This is a genomic window from Staphylococcus pseudoxylosus, from assembly GCF_003697915.1.
Classification (GTDB): Bacteria; Bacillota; Bacilli; order Staphylococcales; family Staphylococcaceae; genus Staphylococcus; species Staphylococcus pseudoxylosus.
In genome coordinates, this window is sequence record NZ_RCVN01000010.1 from 19,176 (window position 1) to 40,603 (window position 21,428).

22 protein-coding genes are annotated in these 21,428 nt (G+C 33.4%); 1 reads left to right on the forward strand and 21 read right to left on the reverse strand.

Going from position 1 to position 21,428, the window contains the following annotated elements; genetic code table 11:
- Window positions 1-62: 62 nt before the first annotated feature.
- The 11 genes from thiW to D9V42_RS09975 form a co-directional block, all read right to left on the reverse strand.
- A complete protein-coding gene (gene thiW / locus D9V42_RS09925; protein ID WP_107554861.1) occupies window positions 63-551 on the reverse strand; it encodes an energy coupling factor transporter S component ThiW in 489 nt (162 codons plus the stop codon).
- Between the two features lie 41 nt (window positions 552-592).
- A complete protein-coding gene (locus D9V42_RS09930; RefSeq protein WP_122064771.1) occupies window positions 593-952 on the reverse strand; it encodes a YlbF/YmcA family competence regulator in 360 nt (119 codons plus the stop codon).
- The gene (gene miaB, locus D9V42_RS09935) at window positions 952-2,493 is read right to left on the reverse strand and encodes a tRNA (N6-isopentenyl adenosine(37)-C2)-methylthiotransferase MiaB (RefSeq protein ID WP_122064773.1); all 1,542 of its coding nucleotides are present in this window, start codon (window positions 2,491-2,493) and stop codon (window positions 952-954) included. Before miaB ends, D9V42_RS09930 begins: the two co-directional genes overlap by 1 nt.
- A 474-nt stretch (window positions 2,494-2,967) precedes the next feature.
- Window positions 2,968-3,264 carry a thiamine-binding protein gene (locus D9V42_RS09940; protein WP_107530919.1) on the reverse strand — a complete coding sequence of 99 codons (297 nt, stop codon included), beginning with the start codon at window positions 3,262-3,264 and terminating at the stop codon, window positions 2,968-2,970.
- A gap of 108 nt (window positions 3,265-3,372) precedes the next feature.
- Window positions 3,373-4,269: an NAD(P)/FAD-dependent oxidoreductase gene (locus D9V42_RS09945; RefSeq protein ID WP_122064775.1), complete on the reverse strand. Its 897-nt coding sequence runs from the start codon at window positions 4,267-4,269 to the stop codon at window positions 3,373-3,375.
- Between the two features lie 65 nt (window positions 4,270-4,334).
- Window positions 4,335-4,724 carry an RrF2 family transcriptional regulator gene (locus tag D9V42_RS09950; protein WP_107554857.1) on the reverse strand — a complete coding sequence of 130 codons (390 nt, stop codon included), beginning with the start codon at window positions 4,722-4,724 and terminating at the stop codon, window positions 4,335-4,337.
- A 69-nt stretch (window positions 4,725-4,793) separates the two neighbouring features.
- On the reverse strand, window positions 4,794-5,420 hold the full coding sequence (locus tag D9V42_RS09955; RefSeq protein ID WP_122064777.1) for a poly-gamma-glutamate hydrolase family protein: 627 nt from the start codon (window positions 5,418-5,420) through the stop codon (window positions 4,794-4,796).
- 116 nt (window positions 5,421-5,536) lie between these two features.
- Complete coding sequence (locus D9V42_RS09960) at window positions 5,537-6,169, reverse strand: poly-gamma-glutamate hydrolase family protein (protein ID WP_122064779.1); 633 nt, start codon at window positions 6,167-6,169, stop codon at window positions 5,537-5,539.
- Between the two features lie 487 nt (window positions 6,170-6,656).
- Window positions 6,657-7,523: a 2-oxoacid:ferredoxin oxidoreductase subunit beta gene (locus D9V42_RS09965; RefSeq protein ID WP_122064781.1), complete on the reverse strand. Its 867-nt coding sequence runs from the start codon at window positions 7,521-7,523 to the stop codon at window positions 6,657-6,659.
- Entirely contained in the window at window positions 7,524-9,284 is a 1,761-nt protein-coding gene (locus tag D9V42_RS09970) for a 2-oxoacid:acceptor oxidoreductase subunit alpha (protein WP_122064783.1), read from the reverse strand. It abuts the gene before it with no gap.
- 115 nt (window positions 9,285-9,399) lie between these two features.
- The gene (locus tag D9V42_RS09975) at window positions 9,400-10,188 is read right to left on the reverse strand and encodes a TIGR00282 family metallophosphoesterase (protein ID WP_017724325.1); all 789 of its coding nucleotides are present in this window, start codon (window positions 10,186-10,188) and stop codon (window positions 9,400-9,402) included.
- 166 nt (window positions 10,189-10,354) lie between these two features.
- On the opposite strand from D9V42_RS09975, the gene D9V42_RS09980 reads away from it, so the two are divergent.
- Window positions 10,355-10,570, forward strand: a complete 216-nt coding sequence (locus D9V42_RS09980) for a hypothetical protein (RefSeq protein ID WP_029377442.1) — start codon at window positions 10,355-10,357, stop codon at window positions 10,568-10,570.
- 219 nt (window positions 10,571-10,789) lie between these two features.
- Here the strand turns inward: D9V42_RS09980 and rny are convergent, their stop codons facing one another.
- The 10 genes from rny to D9V42_RS10030 all read right to left on the reverse strand — a co-directional run bounded on the left by rny (window position 10,790) and on the right by D9V42_RS10030 (window position 21,428).
- Complete coding sequence (rny, locus tag D9V42_RS09985) at window positions 10,790-12,349, reverse strand: ribonuclease Y (RefSeq protein WP_122064785.1); 1,560 nt, start codon at window positions 12,347-12,349, stop codon at window positions 10,790-10,792.
- Between the two features lie 482 nt (window positions 12,350-12,831).
- The gene (gene recA / locus D9V42_RS09990; RefSeq protein WP_039066722.1) at window positions 12,832-13,881 is read right to left on the reverse strand and encodes a recombinase RecA; all 1,050 of its coding nucleotides are present in this window, start codon (window positions 13,879-13,881) and stop codon (window positions 12,832-12,834) included.
- A 173-nt stretch (window positions 13,882-14,054) separates the two neighbouring features.
- Complete coding sequence (locus D9V42_RS09995; protein WP_122064790.1) at window positions 14,055-15,197, reverse strand: CinA family nicotinamide mononucleotide deamidase-related protein; 1,143 nt, start codon at window positions 15,195-15,197, stop codon at window positions 14,055-14,057.
- Between the two features lie 205 nt (window positions 15,198-15,402).
- The gene (gene pgsA, locus D9V42_RS10000; RefSeq protein ID WP_107531837.1) at window positions 15,403-15,978 is read right to left on the reverse strand and encodes a CDP-diacylglycerol--glycerol-3-phosphate 3-phosphatidyltransferase; all 576 of its coding nucleotides are present in this window, start codon (window positions 15,976-15,978) and stop codon (window positions 15,403-15,405) included.
- Between the two features lie 51 nt (window positions 15,979-16,029).
- Window positions 16,030-16,422: a helix-turn-helix domain-containing protein gene (locus D9V42_RS10005; RefSeq protein WP_107554851.1), complete on the reverse strand. Its 393-nt coding sequence runs from the start codon at window positions 16,420-16,422 to the stop codon at window positions 16,030-16,032.
- Window positions 16,423-16,453: 31 nt separating this feature from the next.
- Window positions 16,454-17,284: a YmfK family protein gene (locus D9V42_RS10010; protein ID WP_017724318.1), complete on the reverse strand. Its 831-nt coding sequence runs from the start codon at window positions 17,282-17,284 to the stop codon at window positions 16,454-16,456.
- A gap of 131 nt (window positions 17,285-17,415) precedes the next feature.
- Window positions 17,416-18,120 (reverse strand): elongation factor P 5-aminopentanone reductase, encoded by a 705-nt coding sequence (ymfI, locus tag D9V42_RS10015; protein WP_122064792.1) that lies wholly within the window; start codon window positions 18,118-18,120, stop codon window positions 17,416-17,418.
- A gap of 2 nt (window positions 18,121-18,122) precedes the next feature.
- Window positions 18,123-19,415: an EF-P 5-aminopentanol modification-associated protein YfmH gene (yfmH, locus tag D9V42_RS10020; RefSeq protein WP_122064794.1), complete on the reverse strand. Its 1,293-nt coding sequence runs from the start codon at window positions 19,413-19,415 to the stop codon at window positions 18,123-18,125.
- A complete protein-coding gene (gene yfmF / locus D9V42_RS10025) occupies window positions 19,415-20,704 on the reverse strand; it encodes an EF-P 5-aminopentanol modification-associated protein YfmF (protein ID WP_107554848.1) in 1,290 nt (429 codons plus the stop codon). Before yfmF ends, yfmH begins: the two co-directional genes overlap by 1 nt.
- A 10-nt stretch (window positions 20,705-20,714) precedes the next feature.
- Window positions 20,715-21,428 (reverse strand): GntR family transcriptional regulator, encoded by a 714-nt coding sequence (locus D9V42_RS10030; protein WP_107554847.1) that lies wholly within the window; start codon window positions 21,426-21,428, stop codon window positions 20,715-20,717.

Sequence of the window (21,428 nt, forward strand, 5' to 3'; positions counted from 1 at the left end):
ATATCTATCAAACCAAACTCATATGAGTAACAAAGTGCCTTAACTTGATTTATTAAGATTGATTATAAATATTTTTTTAATATACCTTTTCTTTTCAATATCATTAAAATGATATAACTAATGATGGCACCAATGACACTCGATACAATAAAGGCTGTCATTAAAGGTTTAACAGCAAAGTTTGAAAAGCCTAACAGCCATGCTAACGGTATGCACATGATACTACCAATAATGCCTGTACCTATTACTTCTCCCACTGCCGCCATAAAGATATGTTTACGATAAAAATAGAACCCACTAGCAAGTAATACACCTACCATACTCCCTGGAAAAGCAAAGAAACTCCCTGTCCCAAAAATCATACGTATGATAGATGAAATAAAAGCTTGCGCAAGCCCAAACCATGGCCCTACTAGAACAGCACACAACACATTAACCAAATGTTGAATTGGTGCTGCTTTAACTGGGCCTAATGGAATTACAATAATACTACTTAACACAACGTTGATAGCAATAAAAATTGCAGTTAGCGTTAACTTTCTCGTCTTCATATGGCTCATTTCCTTTCCAACAAGTTCCACCACAATCTCTGTTAATCTTTATCTTCCAGTTGTTGATTCAAACGATCTGACATGGTACTAATCATCATTTGTAATAAATCATTCGCTTCAGTCTGTGATTCCCTAAACTCTTCTACAATAGGTAAAATATTAATATCTTCCTCAATATGCTGAATTTTATCCTCAGAATCTTTTAATGCTTGTGTCTTACCGTAGTTTTGTAAGTTAACCGATTGCTTTTGATTTTTTTTTAATTCTTTCATTCGCTGCTCTATATTTTTATTTTGATGTATTTGCGATTCAACATTATGGTATTCCTTAACTGTATCTAAAGATTTTATGCGTTCACTAATACGATCCGCTTCTGCTAAAATTTCTTCTTTTTCATACATTATGGTGTCACCATCTCTTGTTTACTTACATTTAAGAATGTACCATTAAGAGAAAATTGTTTCGCTTCATCTACTTGTACATCTACAATTTTACCAATCATAGATTTAGGCGCTTTGAAGTTGACTAATTTGTTTTTTGAAGTGTAACCGGCTAAGACTGTTTCGTCTTTTTTACTAGATCCTTCACATAAGACTTGTACAACTTCGCCTTCATATGTTTGCATAGCACGTTCAGAATAGTATGCAACCTTTTTATTCAATTGTTGTAATCTATCTTTTTTCACGTCTAAAGGTACATTATCTTTCATTTTAGCTGCAGGCGTACCATCTCTTTGTGAATAAATATACGTATAAGCATGTTCAAATTCAACTTCATCATAAAGTGTTAATGTTTCTTCGAATTGTTCATCTGTCTCGTTTGGATAACCGACGATGATATCAGTTGTTAAAGCAACATTAGGAATTCTTGACTTGATGCGATTAACTAAGTCTAAGTAACTTTCACGTGTGTATTTACGTCCCATAATTTTAAGCACGGCATTATTACCCGATTGAACTGGAAGATGAACATGAGGAACAATGTTTCCGCCGTTAGCAATAACCTCAATCATTCTGTCCGTGAAGTCCCATGGGTGACTCGTTGTAAACCTTACTCTTGGAATATCAATTTGAGAGATATCCTCTAACAAATCACCTAAACCATATGCTAAACCATCTATATCTTTGCCGTATGCATTAACGTTTTGGCCTAACAATGTAATTTCTTGATACCCTTGACGTGCTAAATCTCTTACTTCTTCGATAATATCTTCTGGTCGTCTACTACGTTCCTTCCCTCTTGTGAATGGAACGATACAGTATGTACAAAACTTATCACAACCATACATAATATTTACCCACGCTTTGATATTGCCTTCTCTTACTTTTGGAAGGTTTTCAATGACATCGCCCTCTTTTGACCAAACTTCAACTACCATCGCTTTTGATAAATACGCTTCTTCAAGTATTTCTGGTAAACGATGAATATTATGTGTACCAAAAATCATATCTACATTTTGGTATGATTTTAAGATTTTATTTACGACAGATTCTTCTTGAGACATACATCCACAGACACCAATTACTGTTTCTGGTTTCTCTTTTTTCAAATGCTTTAAGTTACCGATTTCACTAAACACTTTATTCTCCGCATTTTCGCGAATGGCACATGTATTAATTAAAATAACGTCTGCCTGATTAATATCTTCCGTTGGTGTATAACCTAATGCCCCTAGGATACCAGCCATTACCTCTGTATCATGCGCATTCATCTGACAACCATATGTTTTAATTAAAAATGTTTTTCCTTGTCCCATATTTCTATATTTCTCATCTATTTGAAAATCACGGTTATAATTAATTTCTTCTTTTCCGCGTTTACGCGCTTCTTTTAAACTTGGCGGTTGATACACGTGTTCAAAATACTTGCTATAGTCTTTTTCCTTTTTATCTCGTTCCGCTAAAATATCTATAGAAGTACTTTTTCTTTGTTCTTCATTCACTCTACAAAACCCTTTCTATATCATAAAAACTAAGAACAAGTATTTTAAAATATCCCTCAAGGTTCTGTTTTTTCAACCTTGACGTTCAAAGTTCTTTAAATTTATCCATAGTCATTACTACATTATATTAAATTTGACTTCAAAGTGCAAAAAGACTAACAAATAATCAGTCTATTGCACAATATTTTCAATACTGAGATCATCCAATCACAATTTAGCGTTTTAAAATGCAAATGAGGGAGCGGTAAAGAGCTTCTGACTGAAATCATATCTTTCTTAAATGATTACGTCTGGGCTCCACTTCCTGCTCCCTTAAATATAATTAAGTTCCAATTCACTTTATACATGTATTTTATCTGAATTTTAGACCATTTATATTATTTTGACTAATCTACCTCTATTAAACATAAACAGAGGTCATAAACAAATACCGTATTTACAGTTTGTCTTTTTGCATCATTTCACGTGTTAAATTTAAACTTCGTCGTATTTTCCAGTAAGTGTCTCAATAGTAATACCTTCTGGCACATGATAAAACTTAACTTGACTTATTGTACTAGGTATCTCTAATTCAACCATACGCTCGTTTAATTTTTGAATTAAAATTAGGCATTCATTCATTTCGCCTTGAACAGTTGTTTCTAATGGACCCACTCTGTAGGTTAATCCCGAATCATCAATGACTTTAATTGCTTCATCTACGTATGGAATAACATCTTCTCCGTTGGCGGTTTTAGGAATAATCTGAATACTCATCAAAGTATCATTCATGTTATTACAACCCCTTAATTATTTAACTTATTGTCAGTTTATCAAATTATAAGTTAAAGGCATAGTTAAAAGTGAATGAACATATTAATGCATTTTAGTCCCTAATAATCAAAAATCTTCTTCTATCTGTTTCATCATCATCATTTTTGCAATCATGCCACCATTAGCAGCTGAATCTAATAATTGACCCGCAAAATTATCTTTAGCTTCACCAGCTACATACAATCCTTCAACAGATGTTTCTCCGTATATATCAGTTTCGAATTTACCATCTCCGTCTCGCGTTATACTTAATTGATTTAAGAAATCAAATTGTGTATCCCAATACATCTTTGCAAATGCACCTTCTACTGAAACAATTTGCTCATCGATTAACTCAATGCCATCTAAATGTCCATTGTTTCCAATCAATCGTGCAATAGGTTCTGTATAGATATCAATACCTTTGTTGTTTAACAATGCTTTGTCTGCTTCAAGAACCTCCTTTTCTCCATTTGTAAACACGACTAATTCTTGTGAAAAGTTACTTAACAATTTGACCATATGAAGCAGCATTTCACCTGAATAAATAACCGCAAGTTTTTTATTACGCATTTCATACCCATCACACCAAGGGCAATAAAAGATAGATCGGCCATAAAAGTCATTAAAATTTGTAATATCAGGGCCATGTTCCCTTAATCCTGTAGCTAATAACACTTGTCTTGCATTATAAGTTTGGACTTGTGTTTTAACTATAAATTCCTTATCTATTTTCTCTATTTGTTCTACATGTGCTTCCAAGTAAGTAACATCATTATATTTAACCACGTCTGCTTTAGATTTTCTTTTAAATTCGGTTGGTTTAACACCATCTTGCGTTAAAAAACCATGCGACAGTTGAGTAACCCTATTACGCGGTTTATCCTCGTCGATTATAAGTGTTCGTTTCATACTTCTACCGAAATTTAATGCAGCATTTAAGCCTGCCGGACCTCCACCAATAATAATTACGTCATAATACATTTGATTCGCTCCTTTGCAACTTTTGAAGACTCTTAATATCTATAATTGGTTTAAATTATAAGAACTTAGCTATCAGCCAAGTCCTTTAAAGTCTTACCTTCTAAATTGGTAATTAAACTATGCTCTGCTTCGTCCATAATTTGTTTAATTGGGCATTCTTTAGCATGATTAAAACTATCTTCCAATAAGCTTTGCTTGCCATCAATGGTAATAATGACTTCATATATTGAAACGTCTTCCCAACCAGTTTTTAATTGATAGCCACCTTTCGCGCCACTACTAGCTGAAATAATGCCCACCTTTACAAGACGTGTCAATATTTTCGATAAATATGTCGTTGAGACTTTTAACGCTGTTGCTAAATCTTGTACTGGAATCTTGCTTGATTCACCATTACTTTTAATCATATATAAAAGTGCATGTAATGCATAATCTGTCGCTTTAGAACATTTCATATTTTATCAACTTCCTAATTGTAGATATCGTTAGTCTACAATAACTCAATTAGTGATAATTTGCAATCACTATGATTGAATGTTCTGTATAGATTTCACGATAGTAGTAGTAAATTCATCCATAAATCGACTCCAATTATGTTGATCTTCACGACTTTTTTTATTATATTTTTGGTTGTCAAAACACATTTTTCTTAATCCAGGAGTTAACTCTAATTGTACGCCTGCCCCTGTTTTACAACAATTAATAATATTATCATCATGAGCACCTGAAATATGCTCTGGTGCTTGCTCTACACTTATATTTAATTGTTCAAATTGTCTAGTCATTTCATGAATAAGTTTTTGATCTTTTCCTCCTATATAGACAATATCTTCATCACCTTCACAACCATGAATTGCTACGGCATATGTTTTGTTCTTTATCATTTCCATCAATACAGACTGATCATAATTTCGAGAAGTTACATGTAAATCTTCATTCCCTTTTGATTTAGTACCTTTAAAAGAAAAATAATCATACTCACCTTTTTGCGCAGTTAAATCAGCAATTTCAGTTGTACCTGGTTCGATACCTCCGCCATGTATCGCAGTAATAATTACTTGACTATCTAAGTCACGCGTTACAACTTCCCAGTCCTTATTTTCAATTGTCTCCGCTTCTAACTCTGACATTGAATTATACTTATCAGCCATATAAAACCCCTTCCAAAGTTTCTATATTTGTATTTCCCTCACATCATTCCTATTAACTTAAGATTTTGTAAAGGGCAACTTAATATTTTTAATTATCCAACGCAATACAATTATAATTATTTTGTTTCCTCTACATTGTTTATCGCTTTATTTACAGCTGTCGAAAATACATACATAAACTGTGACCAATTCTGCCTATTTTCTCTATCATTTAAATTATACTTGTTATTGTTAAAGTATTGTTTTCTTAATGCTACGGTTAATTCTAATTGAACACCAGCATTTTTTTGGCCAGCATTAACAAAATTATCCATATGCATACCAGATATATGTGAAGGCGCAGGTTTAACAATGATGTTTACTTTTTCAAGTTGTGATTTTATTTCAGATGCCAGTTCAAAGTCTCTACCACCAATATAAACTTCAGGCACATCACCCATACATCCATGCAAGGATATAATGTTATGATGACTAGACACCATTTGTGCTAGTTGTGGTTCATCAAAATGTCTTGATGTAACATGTAATTCATTATTCTTATTGTTTCTTATACCTTTAAAAGAATAAAAACTATGGTCACCTTGCTCACTAATTAACTGTGCTATTTCTGTGGTTCCTCGCTCTATCGCCCCGCCATGTATTGCAGTTATGAGTGTTGTTGATTTCTTACTTGCTGTTTGTATTTCCCATTCTCTATGTTCTGTAGTCTCTGCAATCAGTTCAGTCATCGACTTAAATTTATCTACCATAACTATTGCCTCCGTCAATTAATAACACTATGAAATTTTATAGTAATTTCATATTTAAATCAAAGCAAAAAACACGATGCAGTATCGCTAATTGTATTCTGCCATAATTGCCTAATCTCATTGATCTATAATGTAACAGTTCTATCTCTTAACGATGTTAAGTTTTAGAGCATAGACAAACTTTAGATGATAGTTCCTCTAAGGCTTGCTTATTTATATTTGTATAGTTATTTTTCAAAATAACCGTGGTCTTTTATCAATTGATTTATCTAACATAATAAATATTTCACTTTTTAAATTATGAATTATAATCTTTTTTGTGTAATATTGGCAGTGATTGGGGCCAGCTCCTACGTGAACCGTATTAGCTGATTACAACGGGCTAAGGCAGTATCCACGGAACGCGTGCACAAAAAAAACTGTCTACAAAGTTAGAGACTTTGTAGACAATCTGTTACTCAACGTAGTTAAGTTTTACTATATATAATTAAACGAATTGTTTTGTTAAGGCCTCAAATTGAGCTTCATCAATATGAAGGTCTTGTTTAGCAAGCGGCGTGCCATTCATTTCTTCAATTTGTGATTCATAAGATGGCGTTTCTGTATCCTGATAAACAATACCTTTAAGCAGTGAATTATATTCTAATACTTTTTGAGTCGCTTTCTGTTTGTCAGTTGCGTCGAAGTCTTTGATTTCTTCAATACTTGTTAAATTTTCTTTAAACCAGTCATAAGTATTGACTTTATTGTATGTCACACAAGGTGAAAATACATTTACAAATGAAAATCCATCATGATTAATTGCGTCCTCAATCATTTTCGTAAGTCCTTTGATATCACTTGAAAATCCTTGTGCTACAAATGTTGCTCCTGATGAAAGTGCAAGTTCTAATGGCGCAACATTTTGTTCAATATTCCCTTTTGGTGTGGATTTAGTTACAAATCCCTGTGCTGAAGATGGTGATGTCTGTCCTTTGGTCAAACCATAAATTTGATTATCCATTACAATGTAAGTCATATTCATGTTTCTACGTAAAGCATGGATTGTATGCCCCATACCAATCGCATAACCATCACCGTCACCGCCTGAAGCAATTACTGTTAAATCTTTATTAGCCATTTTCACGCCTTGAGCAAGTGGCAATGAACGTCCATGTATACCATGTACACCATAAGAATTTACATACCCTGACAAACGTCCTGAACAGCCAATCCCAGTAATAATAGCTACCTCTTCAGGTTCTAATCCAACATTTGCTGCTGCTTTTTGAATCGCTGCTTGAACTGAAAAATCACCACAACCAGGGCACCAATTTGGTTTCACGTTATTTCTAAAGTCTTTAAATGTTGCCATTTATACCAACTCCTTTATTTCTTTAGCAATTTCTAGTCCTTTAGCTTCAATTTCTCTTGGTAAAAATGGTGTACCATCATACTTGGCCTGATTAATTAGTTTGTCACCTAAATTTACATTCATTTTTAAAATACTAGCAAGTTGTCCTTGATAATTATGTTCCACAACAACAACTTTAGAAGCTTTATCTACTTCTTTTTGTATCGATTCACTAGGGAAAGGATGTAATTGTCTAATTTGAAGATGATTGACTTTTAGCCCTTCTTCTTCTAATCTAGCTTTCCCTTCTTGAATTGCACCTTTTGTTGAAATAAAGCCTAAATATAAAATATCTGCTACTTCATTTTCTGCAGCTAGCTCAACAGGGTCTTGAATAAGTAAGTGTTCTGTTTTTCGCATACGTTTATCCATTTGCTGTTGTCTATTGTCTGCAGCTTCACTTGTTTTTCCTTCTTCATTATGTTCAACACCAGTTACATGGTGTATACCACCTTTAACGCCTGGGATAGGTCTTGGTGATACACCACTGTCTGTAAGTGCATAACGTCTAAAGTATGCTTTATCATCTTCTTCACGTTCAATATCTGATTGGATAATTTCGCCACGATTGATTTCAATTTTACTATAATCTAACTTTTCAACAGTCTGTTTACCTAACGATAATTGTAAGTCACTTAATACAATTACAGGACATTGGTACATTTCTGCTAAATTAAATGCTTCCATAGTTAAATAAAAGGCATCCTCGGCATCAGTCGGTGCTACTACAATTTTAGGGATATCACCGTGTGTGCCATATATCATCTGCATTAAATCAGATTGTTCTTGTTTTGTAGGTAAACCTGTAGATGGTCCACCACGTTGTGTATTAATAACTACAAATGGTGTTTCTGTCATACCTGACAAGCCAATGGCTTCCATCATTAATGAGAGTCCAGGTCCTGCACTCGCTGTGAACGAACGCACACCTGCATAGTTTGAACCAATAGCCATATTTGCCGCTGCAATTTCATCTTCAGTTTGAACAACCGTGCCGCCAACCTTGGGTAGGTTTTCAATCATATATTCCATGATTTCAGACGCAGGTGTGATTGGGTAAGCTGCCATAAATCTAGATCCAGCTGATAAAGCGCCTAGTCCAATTGCATCATTTCCAATCATATATAAGTGAGGTGCACCCTTTGTTTCCTCTAAAACAAAATCACCATCCACAGTAGTTAATTGTTCATGCATTAAACGATAACCTTCATTCAATGCTTCTATGTTCATTTCTACAACTTTGTCACCTTTTTTAGTAAACATATTTGTAATTAGCGTTTCAAAATCTGAAATATCAAAATCCATGATTGCACAAGTCGCACCTACTGCAACCATATTTTTCATTAAAGCAGTACCTAATTCCTTTGCAGTCGCAGTAAAAGGTAAATCTATTAATTGTGCGCGACAATCTTCTGGTTTTTCAGGTTTTGCTTTACTATCCGCAATAATCACACTATCTTCGCGCATTTCTTGATGGTTTAACTCTATTGTTTCTTGATCAAATGCAATTAAGATATCTAAATCATCGCTAATTGCATGTACTGGCGTAGTAGAAACTCTTATTTTATTATTTGTGTGGCCGCCTTTAATTCTACTTGAAAAATGACGATATCCGTATAAGTAGTATCCCTTACGATTCATAGCAGTCGCGAAGATTTCTCCAGTAGATTCAATACCTTCGCCTTGTTGTCCGCCCACTTTCCATGATACTTGTGATTTCATATCATCTTGCCTCCTAGTGGTTATAATAATTCATTATTCATCATATCAAAAAATACCACTCTATTACTATGTTAAGAGTGGTATTTTTCAAATTCATACTAATGGACGATACTTTTTAAAAGGGGTGATCATCATTAATTAACACACGTTCAATATGTGTTGTTTTCCCTTCTTTATTGATATCAATAATAACACCGGATAATACACTTCTGCCTTCGTCTGGCACGACGTGTCTTTGAGGTAAACTTGTTATAAATCGAGTAATTACTTCATCTCTATTAATCCCTAATATACCATCATAGAAACCCGTCATCCCTACATCTGTGATATAACCTGTGCCGCCGGGTAAGATACGTTCATCTGAGGTTTGAATATGCGTATGCGTACCCACAACCGCACTCACTTTACCATCTAAGAACCATCCCATTGCATTTTTTTCTGAAGTAGTCTCAGCATGAAAATCTACAAAAATATAGTCTGTTTCTTTTTGAGCTTCCTTGATCAGCGCATCAGCTTTTTTAAAAGGATCATCAATATCTTGCATAAATGCTCGACCTTGCAAATTGATAATCGCTAATTTAATTTCATTGATTTGAATAAATCTCATACCTACTCCTGGCGCTTCTTCTGGGAAATTCGCTGGTCTCACCATACGATTTGCCGATTCAATAAAATCATAAATTTGACGTTGGCCAAAAGTATGATTACCCATTGTCATAAAATCTACGCCTTCTCGCAATAGATCTTTATATATCTTTTCAGTTAATCCTTTACCATGTGCAGCATTTTCCGCATTTACAATAGTAACTGTAGGACGATACGTTTGTTTCAATTTAGGTAAATAAGTTGTAATAGCTTCACGACCTACTTTACCTACTATATCTCCGATAAATAATAATCTCATTTACATGTTCATCCTCTCTCTTAATGTTAGTTTAATGCAATTTATTTACGATGAAAAGTATCATTATAAAAATTTCATTAATTTCACTAAGTTTTAATCATAAAATTGGTGGTATAAATGATAATAGGAATTAAATAATTCAAAATATAGGAGTTGGAAGTAATACATGGCAATTAATATTGACCCACAACATTTTGCTGACTTAGTTGTTACAGCAAATCCATCCAAAAGTGAAGATCCAGAGGATATAGCAAAAGAAAGTTTAGAACTCTATATCCATGCTTATCGTTTAGCCGAAAGATATGCTAATATTTCAACAAACTGTTATGATACAGCTGAAATTATTCAAGAAGTTAAAAATGCTGATTTAGAACTAACTTAGTTTTATATTAGTCTTTTAGCACAAAACATTTAAAGTTAATTTGGAAATGAATATAAATGATTTTTAACACCTTATACGTACTTTTAGCGTATGAGGTGTTTTCATTTATTAAGCATTATGTAACTATCAAATCTATATGCTAATTTAAATATAAAAAAACAAACTAAACAATCATTTCGTTTAGTTTGTTTACAAATTCATTGTTAAATATTTTTAATCTTATTTTGCATATTCAATTGCTCTAGTCTCACGAACAACTGTCACTTTTATATGACCAGGATATTGAAGTTCATCTTCAATTTGGCTCTTAATATCTCTTGCTAAGCGATGTGATTTTAAGTCGTCGATAGTATCTGGTGATACGATAACTCGAATTTCTCTACCCGCTTGGATTGCAAATGCTTTCTCAACACCATCGTAGCTTTCTGAAAGTGTTTCTAGTCTTTCCAGTCTTCTAATATAGTTTTCTAAAGTCTCTTTACGAGCACCTGGTCTTGCTGCTGATAATGCGTCTGCAGCTGCCACCAATATAGAAATAATAGAAGTCGGTTCGACATCACCATGATGAGAATGAATTGCGTTAATAACTGTTTCATTCTCAGCATATTTTTTAGCTAATTCAACACCAATTTCAACATGGCTTCCCTCAACCTCGTGATCAATTGCTTTACCAACGTCATGAAGTAGTCCAGCACGTTTAGCCAATGTAACGTCTTCTCCTAGTTCTGCTGCTAACATACCACTAAGGTGTGCAACTTCAATAGAATGTTTCAATACATTTTGTCCATAGCTAGTACGATACTGTAAACGACCTAAGATTTTCACTAAATCCGGATGCATGTTATGCACATTTATTTCAAATGTAGCTTGTTCCCCAGCATCTCTAATGATATCGTCTACTTCTTTTCGAGCTTTATCTACCATATCTTCTATACGTCCAGGATGGATTCGTCCATCTGAAACAAGATTAACTAATGCAGTTCTTGCAATTTCACGTCTAATTGGGTCAAAACCAGAGAGAATTACCGCTTCTGGTGTATCATCTATAATTAAATCAATACCAGTTAACGTTTCTAAAGTTCTAATGTTTCTTCCTTCTCTACCAATGATTCGACCTTTCATTTCGTCATTTGGTAAATTAACAACTGAAACTGTTGATTCAGATGTATGTTCTGCAGCTAATCTTTGAACAGTAGTTGCTAATAACTCTTTTGCATTTTTATCGACTGCTTCTTTTGCTTCTTTCTCTTTTTCCTTAACAAGTATAGCAATATCTTGTGACAATTCCTCTTCAACTCTTTGAAGTTGCTCTTGTCCAGCTTCTTCTTGAGAGAGACCAGAGATGCGTTCTAATTCTTGTTCATGCTTATTTATTAATGTTTGAACACTACTCTCTTTTGCATCTACTTGTTGTTGTCGTTCTTCAAGTTTAGACTCTTTTTGCTCTAAAATCTCATCCTTTTTATCTAACAGGTCAGATTTTCGCTCTAAGTTTTCTTCTTTTTGTAGAAGTCTTGCTTCTTGCTTTTGAAGATCTGCACGTCTTTCACGAAGCTCATTTTCAGCTTTTTCTCGTATGACTTGGTTTTCTTCTTTAGCTTCTAGAAGCTTTTCCTTCTTGATATTCTCTGCTTCTTTATTACCTTGTTCGATAATATCATCGGCAGTCTGTCTTGCTTGTAATTGCTTTTGATGCAATATATTTCGGGCAACAACGTACCCTACAACAACTCCGAGAATAATACCTAGCAAAATGAGTAGGAGGCTTAACAAATTCACACAAACACCCCCTTTTATCTAGGATTTTGCTCTGTATATCAAAATTCAATATGATTATATGAAGTTATATAAGAATCATACAATGTAATTGTACGGTTTTAAACTAAGAAGTGTCAAGGTTTGACTACACAATAATTCAATATTTGAGGCATCTCTTTTACACTAAATTTACTTTAATGTTTGCTAGACCTTAATTCATCTTGTTTTTGAAACGAAATCGTTTAACATAATATTTTTATATTCTTATATAAACATTGTACATAAGGGTGAAATATAATATATTTTATCCTTAATCATATTATTTTTAAGATATATTACTTTAAAATACGATAGAAACGACGCCCAAAGAATAATATAGTTTAAATTTTCACCTATATTAAACAAAAAACAAACTAAACACCTTGTTACGGGTTTAGTTTGTTTTGTTGCTAAATAAAAACAATAATTTAATGCTCCACAATATATTATTGTAACTATTTAACCTATTCTTCTTCGTCAAAAAGTGTCGCTGTATTTTCAGCTTCCGACTCTTCAACATCTCCATCAAATATACCTAATTTTTCTCTTAGTTTTCTATCTATTTCTGCTTTGACAGCAGGGTTTTCTTTGAGGTAAGATTTGACATTTTCTTTACCTTGTCCCATTCTGTCACCATTATAAGAATACCAAGCACCTGACTTATCAACGATTTCGTTTTCAACACCTAAATCAATTAATTCTCCCTCTTTAGAGATGCCTTTACCATACATAATATCAACTTCAGCAACTCTAAATGGTGGTGCGACTTTATTCTTAACAACTTTAATTTTAGTTCTATTACCGACAATATCTTGTCCTTGTTTTAATTGTTCCGCACGGCGTACTTCTAAACGAACAGAACTATAGAATTTCAGTGCACGACCACCTGGAGTAACTTCAGGGTTACCGAACATAACACCGACTTTCTCACGGATTTGGTTAATGAATACTGCAGTCGTATTTGATTTAGATATCGCGCCTGAAAGTTTTCTTAGGGCTTGTGACATCAAACGTGCTTGTAAACCAACGTGTGTATCTCCCATTTCACCTTCAATTTCTGCTTTAGGTGTTAATGCTGCAACAGAGTCAACAACAACTATCTCAACAGCACCACTTCTTACAAATGCTTCTGCAATTTCTAATCCTTGTTCCCCATGGTCAGGCTGTGATAAATATAAGTTTTGAATATCAACACCCAATGCTTCTGCGTAAACTGGGTCTAATGCATGTTCAGCATCAATAAAAGCTGCCACGCCACCATTTCTCTGAACTTCCGCAATGGCATGTAGTGCCACAGTCGTTTTACCAGAACTTTCTGGACCATAAATTTCTACAATTCTACCTTTAGGGTAACCACCTACTCCTAAAGCATTATCTAATGTTACAGAACCACTTGAAACACTTGAAACTTTGCGTGCTTCGTTATCACCCAATTTCATTACCGCGCCTTTACCAAATGATTTCTCCATATTTTTTATTACTGTATCTAAAGCCTTTTGACGATCGTTATCCAATGTTGGACCTCCTATATGAGAATTCTCTCTGAAAAATATCTTAACCATACTATACCTTGATTTAGATTATTCCGCAAGTATTTTGCGAATATTTGTTCGCTAAAGAAAAGCGTTAATCACCCAAAAAGAGAACACACGTGCTATATTTTTAACTTTTAGCAAGGCGTTACTAGCTATTTAAATAAATTTAGTAACCTAATTAACACATAATTTTGTGTTCTACTTTTCATTAAATTTCTTTTGCGCGTCATTTTAAATGATTGTATCGTTAAGCTTTCGCCTGTTAAAACGCCTAAATATACAATGTCACCTTGACTCAATATCGAAATACCAACTTTTGCATTATAAACATCTCTTATAATTTGCGCTGTTATCGAAAGTTGAGATTCAATTGTATCATGTTCATTTATAAATTGTGAATGATGTGGTAACATACCACTCAACATTTCACTATCATCAAAATTTTTCATTCTAGAATATAACTCACCGTCAGTCACACCATCATATATCGCAAAGGATTCATTAACTAATGACATAACAGCTTGTTCTAGCAGTATGTCGTCAGAACCATAATAATATTTACCAATGCGATTTAGTATTGTGCTTTTCAGAGGTGCGATTAAATCCTTGCATGCTTGTTGCGATGCCCCGTTTGCAGTTAATCTTATATTTACTTCATGTGTTCCAGCAAGCGGCGCAATAGTTGGATTTGTTTGTTGATCTATCAAATCCATTAATTCAGTTTCCACCTTTGACTCACCAATTCCGGCAAAACGTAGTAGTTCTGAAAATATAGTTTGCTCCCCATTAAGTAGATAAGGTAATAACTCATGTTTCGCCATTGGTTGCATTTCTTTAGGTGGTCCTGGTAGCAAAGCAATTTTTTTATTTCCGTGATTAACGAGCATACCCGGCGCCATACCGACTTTATTTTCTAAAATATGTGCACCTTCAATCACAAGCGCTTGCTGTCTATTATTTGGCGTCATGTCGATGTCCTGCTCTCTAAAATATGATTCAATATAATTGAGTGCATGTTCATCAATTACTAATTCACGCCCTAATATTTTAGCTACAGTATGTTTGGTTAAGTCATCTTTTGTTGGACCTAAGCCACCCGTTAAAATCACAGTATCATATTGATGAAGGGCTTGATTAACCACTCTTTCTAGACGCTGTGGATTGTCACCAATTACAGAATGCTCTACAACACTATGACCGACACCATTTAATAGTTTTGATAAATATTGGCCATTTGTATTAACAATTTGTCCTAGTAGCAATTCTGACCCTACTGCGATGATTGATATATTCACAAATACTCCTCCTCAAAAACAAAGTTCCCATTATCAAATTTATCATTTTAATGCACTCTGTTTATACAATACATTTTTACTTCCCTTAATTATAAAATGAAAACCACGAAAAAACGAAAAATCTGACTTCATATCATTAAAACATCAAAAAACTGGAAGATGTCTTTACTATAAGCACATCTTCCAGTTTATTAATAATTTTAAATTATACTTTAAAAACATCTTTACCTTTATAGAAATATTCTATACCTGATAAAATCGTAAAGAACACACCAATATACAACAATACTTGTCCTATTGGGAAACCAACCCATGTAACTAACGGATCACCAAATAGTATCCAAATGATTGCTACCATTGTAACTGCAGTTTTAATCTTACCTAATTGACCAGCAGCGCTTACAAAGCCTTGTTCAATTTGCAATAAACGTAAACCAGTAACAGCAAATTCACGTGCTATAATAATAATAGCAACAACTGAATTTGTTAGGCCTAATTGCACTAAAGCAATTAATGCACTGGAAACTAATAATTTGTCTGCAAGTGGGTCTAAAAATTTCCCCATATTAGTAACAAGTCCCCACTTCCTTGCTAAATAACCATCTAAGAAATCACTAAGGGATGCAACAATAAAGATAACACCACTTATTAATAATTCAATTTTAATTTCATATCCACCGATAAATGAAACGTTACCAAATCCAAAATCTACTAATGCAAAAACAAGAAATATTGGAATTAGTATAACTCTAAACACAGTTATCCAATTCGGTATATTCATACAAAGTCCTCTTTTCTATTTATAACTTATAGCTTACATTTGTTTGCCATTTTAAAATATCAATATTGAAAATACCCACAACAATGCTGTGATAATAATCACTAAACTAATCACAACACCAACTTGTAAAGGTTCTTTATTTTTGCTGCGGTATGTTGGTTTGTCATCATTAGCGAAGGCTGCAATTGTTTGATGTATCGCTTCATCATTATTGGGAATTTCTTCTCTGTGCGCATTAATCAACTGCACTGAATCAATATTCACTGCTTTTGCATATTTTCTAATAAAACCTTCCGCATACTCAGCTTTTTTTAATGATTCGAAATCATTGTTTTCAATCATCACTAACGTTTGCCGTTTAATTTGTGTACGCGATTCTAGTTCGTTTAATGTCATACCTAAACGTTCTCGTCGTCCTTTTAATGTCTGACCAACTAAGCTCACGATATCAGCCCTCCTCAATCAACAATCTGTATTATTCAAAGAAACCAAATCCGCCACCAAATGGATCATTACCAAAATCCAAATTGTTTTTACTCTTAACTGTTTGTTTTTTCATTTCTTCATAATGAATTTCTTGATTTTTATTTTCTCTTAATTCGATAATATAATCAAAATCACTCATCTTGTAGTCGCTTGCTTCAACAAATAAGTCAGGGTGTTCAACTACTTTAATCGCAGGAAGACTCATAACTTCTTTCACTAATTCCTGGTGTTTTTGACTAGATTCTCTTGCTGTAACAGCACCATCAATGATATAGACATGATCTGAATCATATTCACCTTTAATTAATGAACTACGCACAGTTTGTTTAATAAGTGTAGAACTAATAAATAACCAACGTTTATGTGCACAGACACTACCTGCTACGATTGATTCAGTTTTACCAACTCTGGGCATTCCACGAATACCAATCAATTTATGACCTTTTTCTTTAAACAATTCTGCCATAAAATCAACTAGTAAGCCTAAATCTTCTCTTTCAAAACGAAATGTCTTTTTATCATCAGCATCTTGCTCTATGTATCTACCATGTCTAACTGCCAAGCGATCTCTTAACTCTGGCTTTCTTAACTTAGTAATAGAAATATCATCTATTTCGGTTACAATATTTTCGAAACGACTTACTTTTTCTAGACTATCAGATTTAATTAATAGACCTCTACGACCTTCATCAATACCATTGATTGTTACGATACTAATCCCCATCATACCTAACAAACTTGAGATATCACCTAAAAGCCCTGCTCGGTTCATTGTTATCTCATACTCTAAATACCATTCTTTTTTAGTAGCAACTGTCATGAAATAAGCACCCCTTTATTTAGAAACCACGTACAAATCATTTATACGTGAACATATAACCATTTATTGTAATGATATTATATCATTGAATGTTTCATAGTTGGTTTATTTTTTGTACATTATTTAAAAATCTATACGTACCATCCACCATTAACTTTCTGGATCGTTCCGGTGATGCTTCGTGCCATTGGATGACACAAATAACTGCAAGTATGTGCAATCTCAATAGGATCAATAAGCCTTTGCTGTGGCAATTCTTCAGTAATTGCCTGTAATTCTTCTTCCGACCATACTTGAGCCATATTTCCACTGACAAATCCAGGAGCAATCGCATTTACAGTCACCGTTGTCATGGCTAGCTCTTGGCTTAAAGCTTTTACAAACGCAATTTGAGCACCTTTCATTGTAGAGTATATACTCTCCATGCTTGCACCAGTTTCTCCCCAAATAGATGATATGACAACAATACGACCTTGACTACTTTGTCGCAATTGATCTATGAAAAACCTACAAATTCTAATTAGTTGGCGGACATGGATTTGATAACAATCGTCTATTTCTTTATCAGTCACATCTTGTAATTGACCATATAAAGCCGTCCCACTTGCATAAACCAAACAATCCAGTTTTGTGATCCAAGAAAAATATGATTCTAAATCAATGTCTTGATTTAAATCACATTGTAAAAATTCAACTGGTTTTCCAATATAATCACTTTGAAGTGTTTCAATATTCGTACTATTATAATGTACAATTACTTCAAAACCATCTGATAATAATCTGTTAACAATTGCTTTGCCAATCGTTCCGGAACCACCTATAACTAATGCTTTCACTATTATTTCATCTCCAAGCGACTATCTACTACTTGTGTTAAATTCAAGCATGTTTGTGCTGTATCATTCACACTTTCTAAAGTGATACTTTCAACAATATCTAATAAGTCGAACAAACTTACGCCTTCAAAATATAATTTTGTATATTGGTTCGCGATGTATTCCGGAGAGTTCAACCCTGAAATAAATTCTCCAATAAACTGTTTCTTCAACAGACTAAAGGCTTCTAAATCATCAAGTTTCCCTAAATTATTTTTAATTTCATTTAATAATAGCGTTTTCAATTTATCTGGATATTGCGTCGCACTTGTTATAACTGAAAAACTGTATGTAGGTTCTAATAAAAATTGATATCCAAAAGTTTCGTCTATTAATTCATCATTGAGAAGTGACTGATAAAAATCTGTTTCTTCACCAAATATCAATTCATAGAATAAAGTCATTTCTAAATCACGTTTAACAAAAGCTTCATTAGGCTCGTCGGATAATGGTTCGTTTTTAAAACCTAACATTAATCTTGGTGATTGTAATTTCATCGTTTCCGAAATGTTTGGTTCTTTCACTGAAGCTTGTTCAATCAATGGGTCTCTTACAATTTGCGGCTGTGCTTCTTTATCACGTTGATTCTCATGTGCTTCAATGACATTATAAATATGGTCCACATCCACATCACCAACGACAAACAATACCATATTCGAAGGATGATAAAATGTTTCATAACATAGATATAAATCGTCTTTAGTTATTTCATAAATGCTTTCAACACTACCAGCAATATCAACACGTATTGGGTGTGTATCATACATAGCTCTTAAAGTATTAAACATTAGCTTATAGGCTGGTTGTTCTTGGTACATCTTGATTTCTTCAGCAATGATACCTTTTTCTTTATCTACTGTTTCTTTAGTGAAATAAGGTGTTTCTACCATAGTTAACAACCGTTTGATGTTACGTTCTATATTATCAGTTGCACTAAATAAATAGCTTGTTCTATCAAAACTCGTAAAAGCATTGACCTGTGCATTGTCTTCAGCAAATGCTGTAAACAAATCTTCTTCGTCGTCACCATTTTCAAATAATTTATGTTCTAAAAAGTGTGCCACTCCATCAGGAACCGTAACAAAATCATCACTACCATGTGGCTTGAATTTGTTATCTAACGACCCAAATTTCGTAGTATAAGTCACAAAGGTTTTCTGAAATCCTTTTTTAGGAATTATGAATAATTTTAGACCATTTTTTAATTCAGCTTCAAATACGCGTTCGTCTATTTGATCATAGTAGGTTTCATTCATTAGTCATCGCCTCCTTTTGTCAAAATATATATTGTATCTAATGTAGTTGCCTGTGCTAGCTGTTGGATATCTGATTTTTTAACGTTTTGAATCCCCGAAATATAACTTTCTTCCGACATCGGTTCATCTAATAATATATTGTTATTCATAATTTCTATAATACTTTTAGCTCTATCATGAGATTCTTGTCTTTGAGATAGTATCACTTTTTTGGCAAGTGCAATTTTCTCTTCTTCAAAATCACCTTGTTGGAATTTCTCAAACTCAGACACAATCGTCTCTTTAGCAACTTCATATTTATCAGTTGAAACACCGCTTAATACAAATAAAAAACCATTTTTTGCGTCTATTTGGGAATGGATAGAATATGCTAAACTTTGCTTTTCTCGTACTTCATTAAATAATACAGAAGATGGGTCGCCGCCAAACATAACATTAAACACAATCATCGCAAAATATTCTGGATCTCCGTATTTTGCTGGTAATTTAAAGCCCATATTTAATTTAGCTTGGTCAACATCGTCTGTTTCTACAATAACTTGAGGTGTATGATGGTCTTGTCCTACTGGATTAGACTGTGATAATTCAAAAGAGAATGGATTAATATTAAAATATGTTTGAATTTGGGATTTCACCTGTTGTTCATCTACGTTGCCTACCACATATACTGCACAGTAGTCATTTTCCAACATAGATTGATATGTATGATATAGATTTTCTGATGTAATGTCAGCTATGTATTCAACTTGCCCAGTTGCTAAATGTCGATATGGTTGTTCTCCAAACATATATTTCAATAAGTTTAAAAATGAAATTTGTGATTTGTTGTCGATCATAGCGTTTAATTTTTTAGATAATAATGATTTTTCTTGAGCGACAAATGTTTCATCAAATTTATTATCTGATATTAAAGGATTGTATATCATTTCTTTGAGCAATTCTAAGCCTTTCTCAAAAAGCGGCGTTTGATCTTTTAAATAACGTTCATTTACTAATTCTAAAGATATGGTAATAACATGCTTATCTTTAAATTTGGAAACAAAACTATTAACATACGCACCATACAAATGTGATAAGTGTCGATTAAAATCCTTGTCTGACGGCCATTGTTTTGTAGCACGTACTAAAACCTTACTTAAAATAGATCGCGCAGTCATTGTTTCACTGTCTAACGGTGCCATATATTTTAGCGTAATCGTTGTGGTTTTAAACTTTGTTGTTGGCAATACTTTAACATGTAAATCTTTTTGTGAATTTTCTATTTTCAAATTGTCATACCTCACTTTCATAAATTTATTATTATAATCTATTTTTAACCGTTTTAAACGTAACTAAACTACTTTTGAAATAATTGAATGAATATAATATGGGTTGATCATCTGTATCGTAATGCACTAATTTTAATAACATGAGTCCTTCGTGTGGTGAAGCTCCTAAGATATCAGAGATATGGGGTTCATAACTAATCGCTTCCATTTCAGTATCTGCATATGAAACCTTTTTATTGGTATAAGCTTCTATTGCACCTAAAAGTGACTCATCGCTACTTTGATATTGTGCACAAGTTAGATAATTTGCAGGCACTTTATCTAAACAATAAACGACTGGCTTTCTATCTGCAGTTCTTAAACGTTCTATAATTGTTACAGGCGCCTTGTCTGTAATATTTAATCTTTTAGAATCTAAAGAGGTCGCTGGTTTTTCATCAAAACTAATATATTCTGTCCCCGGTGTGTAACCTTGATCTTTAATCATTCTACTAATACTCACAACTTCTCCTAATGGGTAATAGAATGGGTGCAGTGATTTAACACGTGCACCTTCTTCTAAATTATTGGATAATACTTGTTCAGTAATTAGTTCGTCTACTGCATCATAAACATCATCTGTTTTTACATTTAAGGTTCTTGCTATGGCTAAATTACTCGGAAGTGGCTCCCCATGTTGTAATTTGCCTTCTTTAATTTGTTGAATCATCCATTCTTTTACTTTATAAACTGAAGTTAGTTCCAT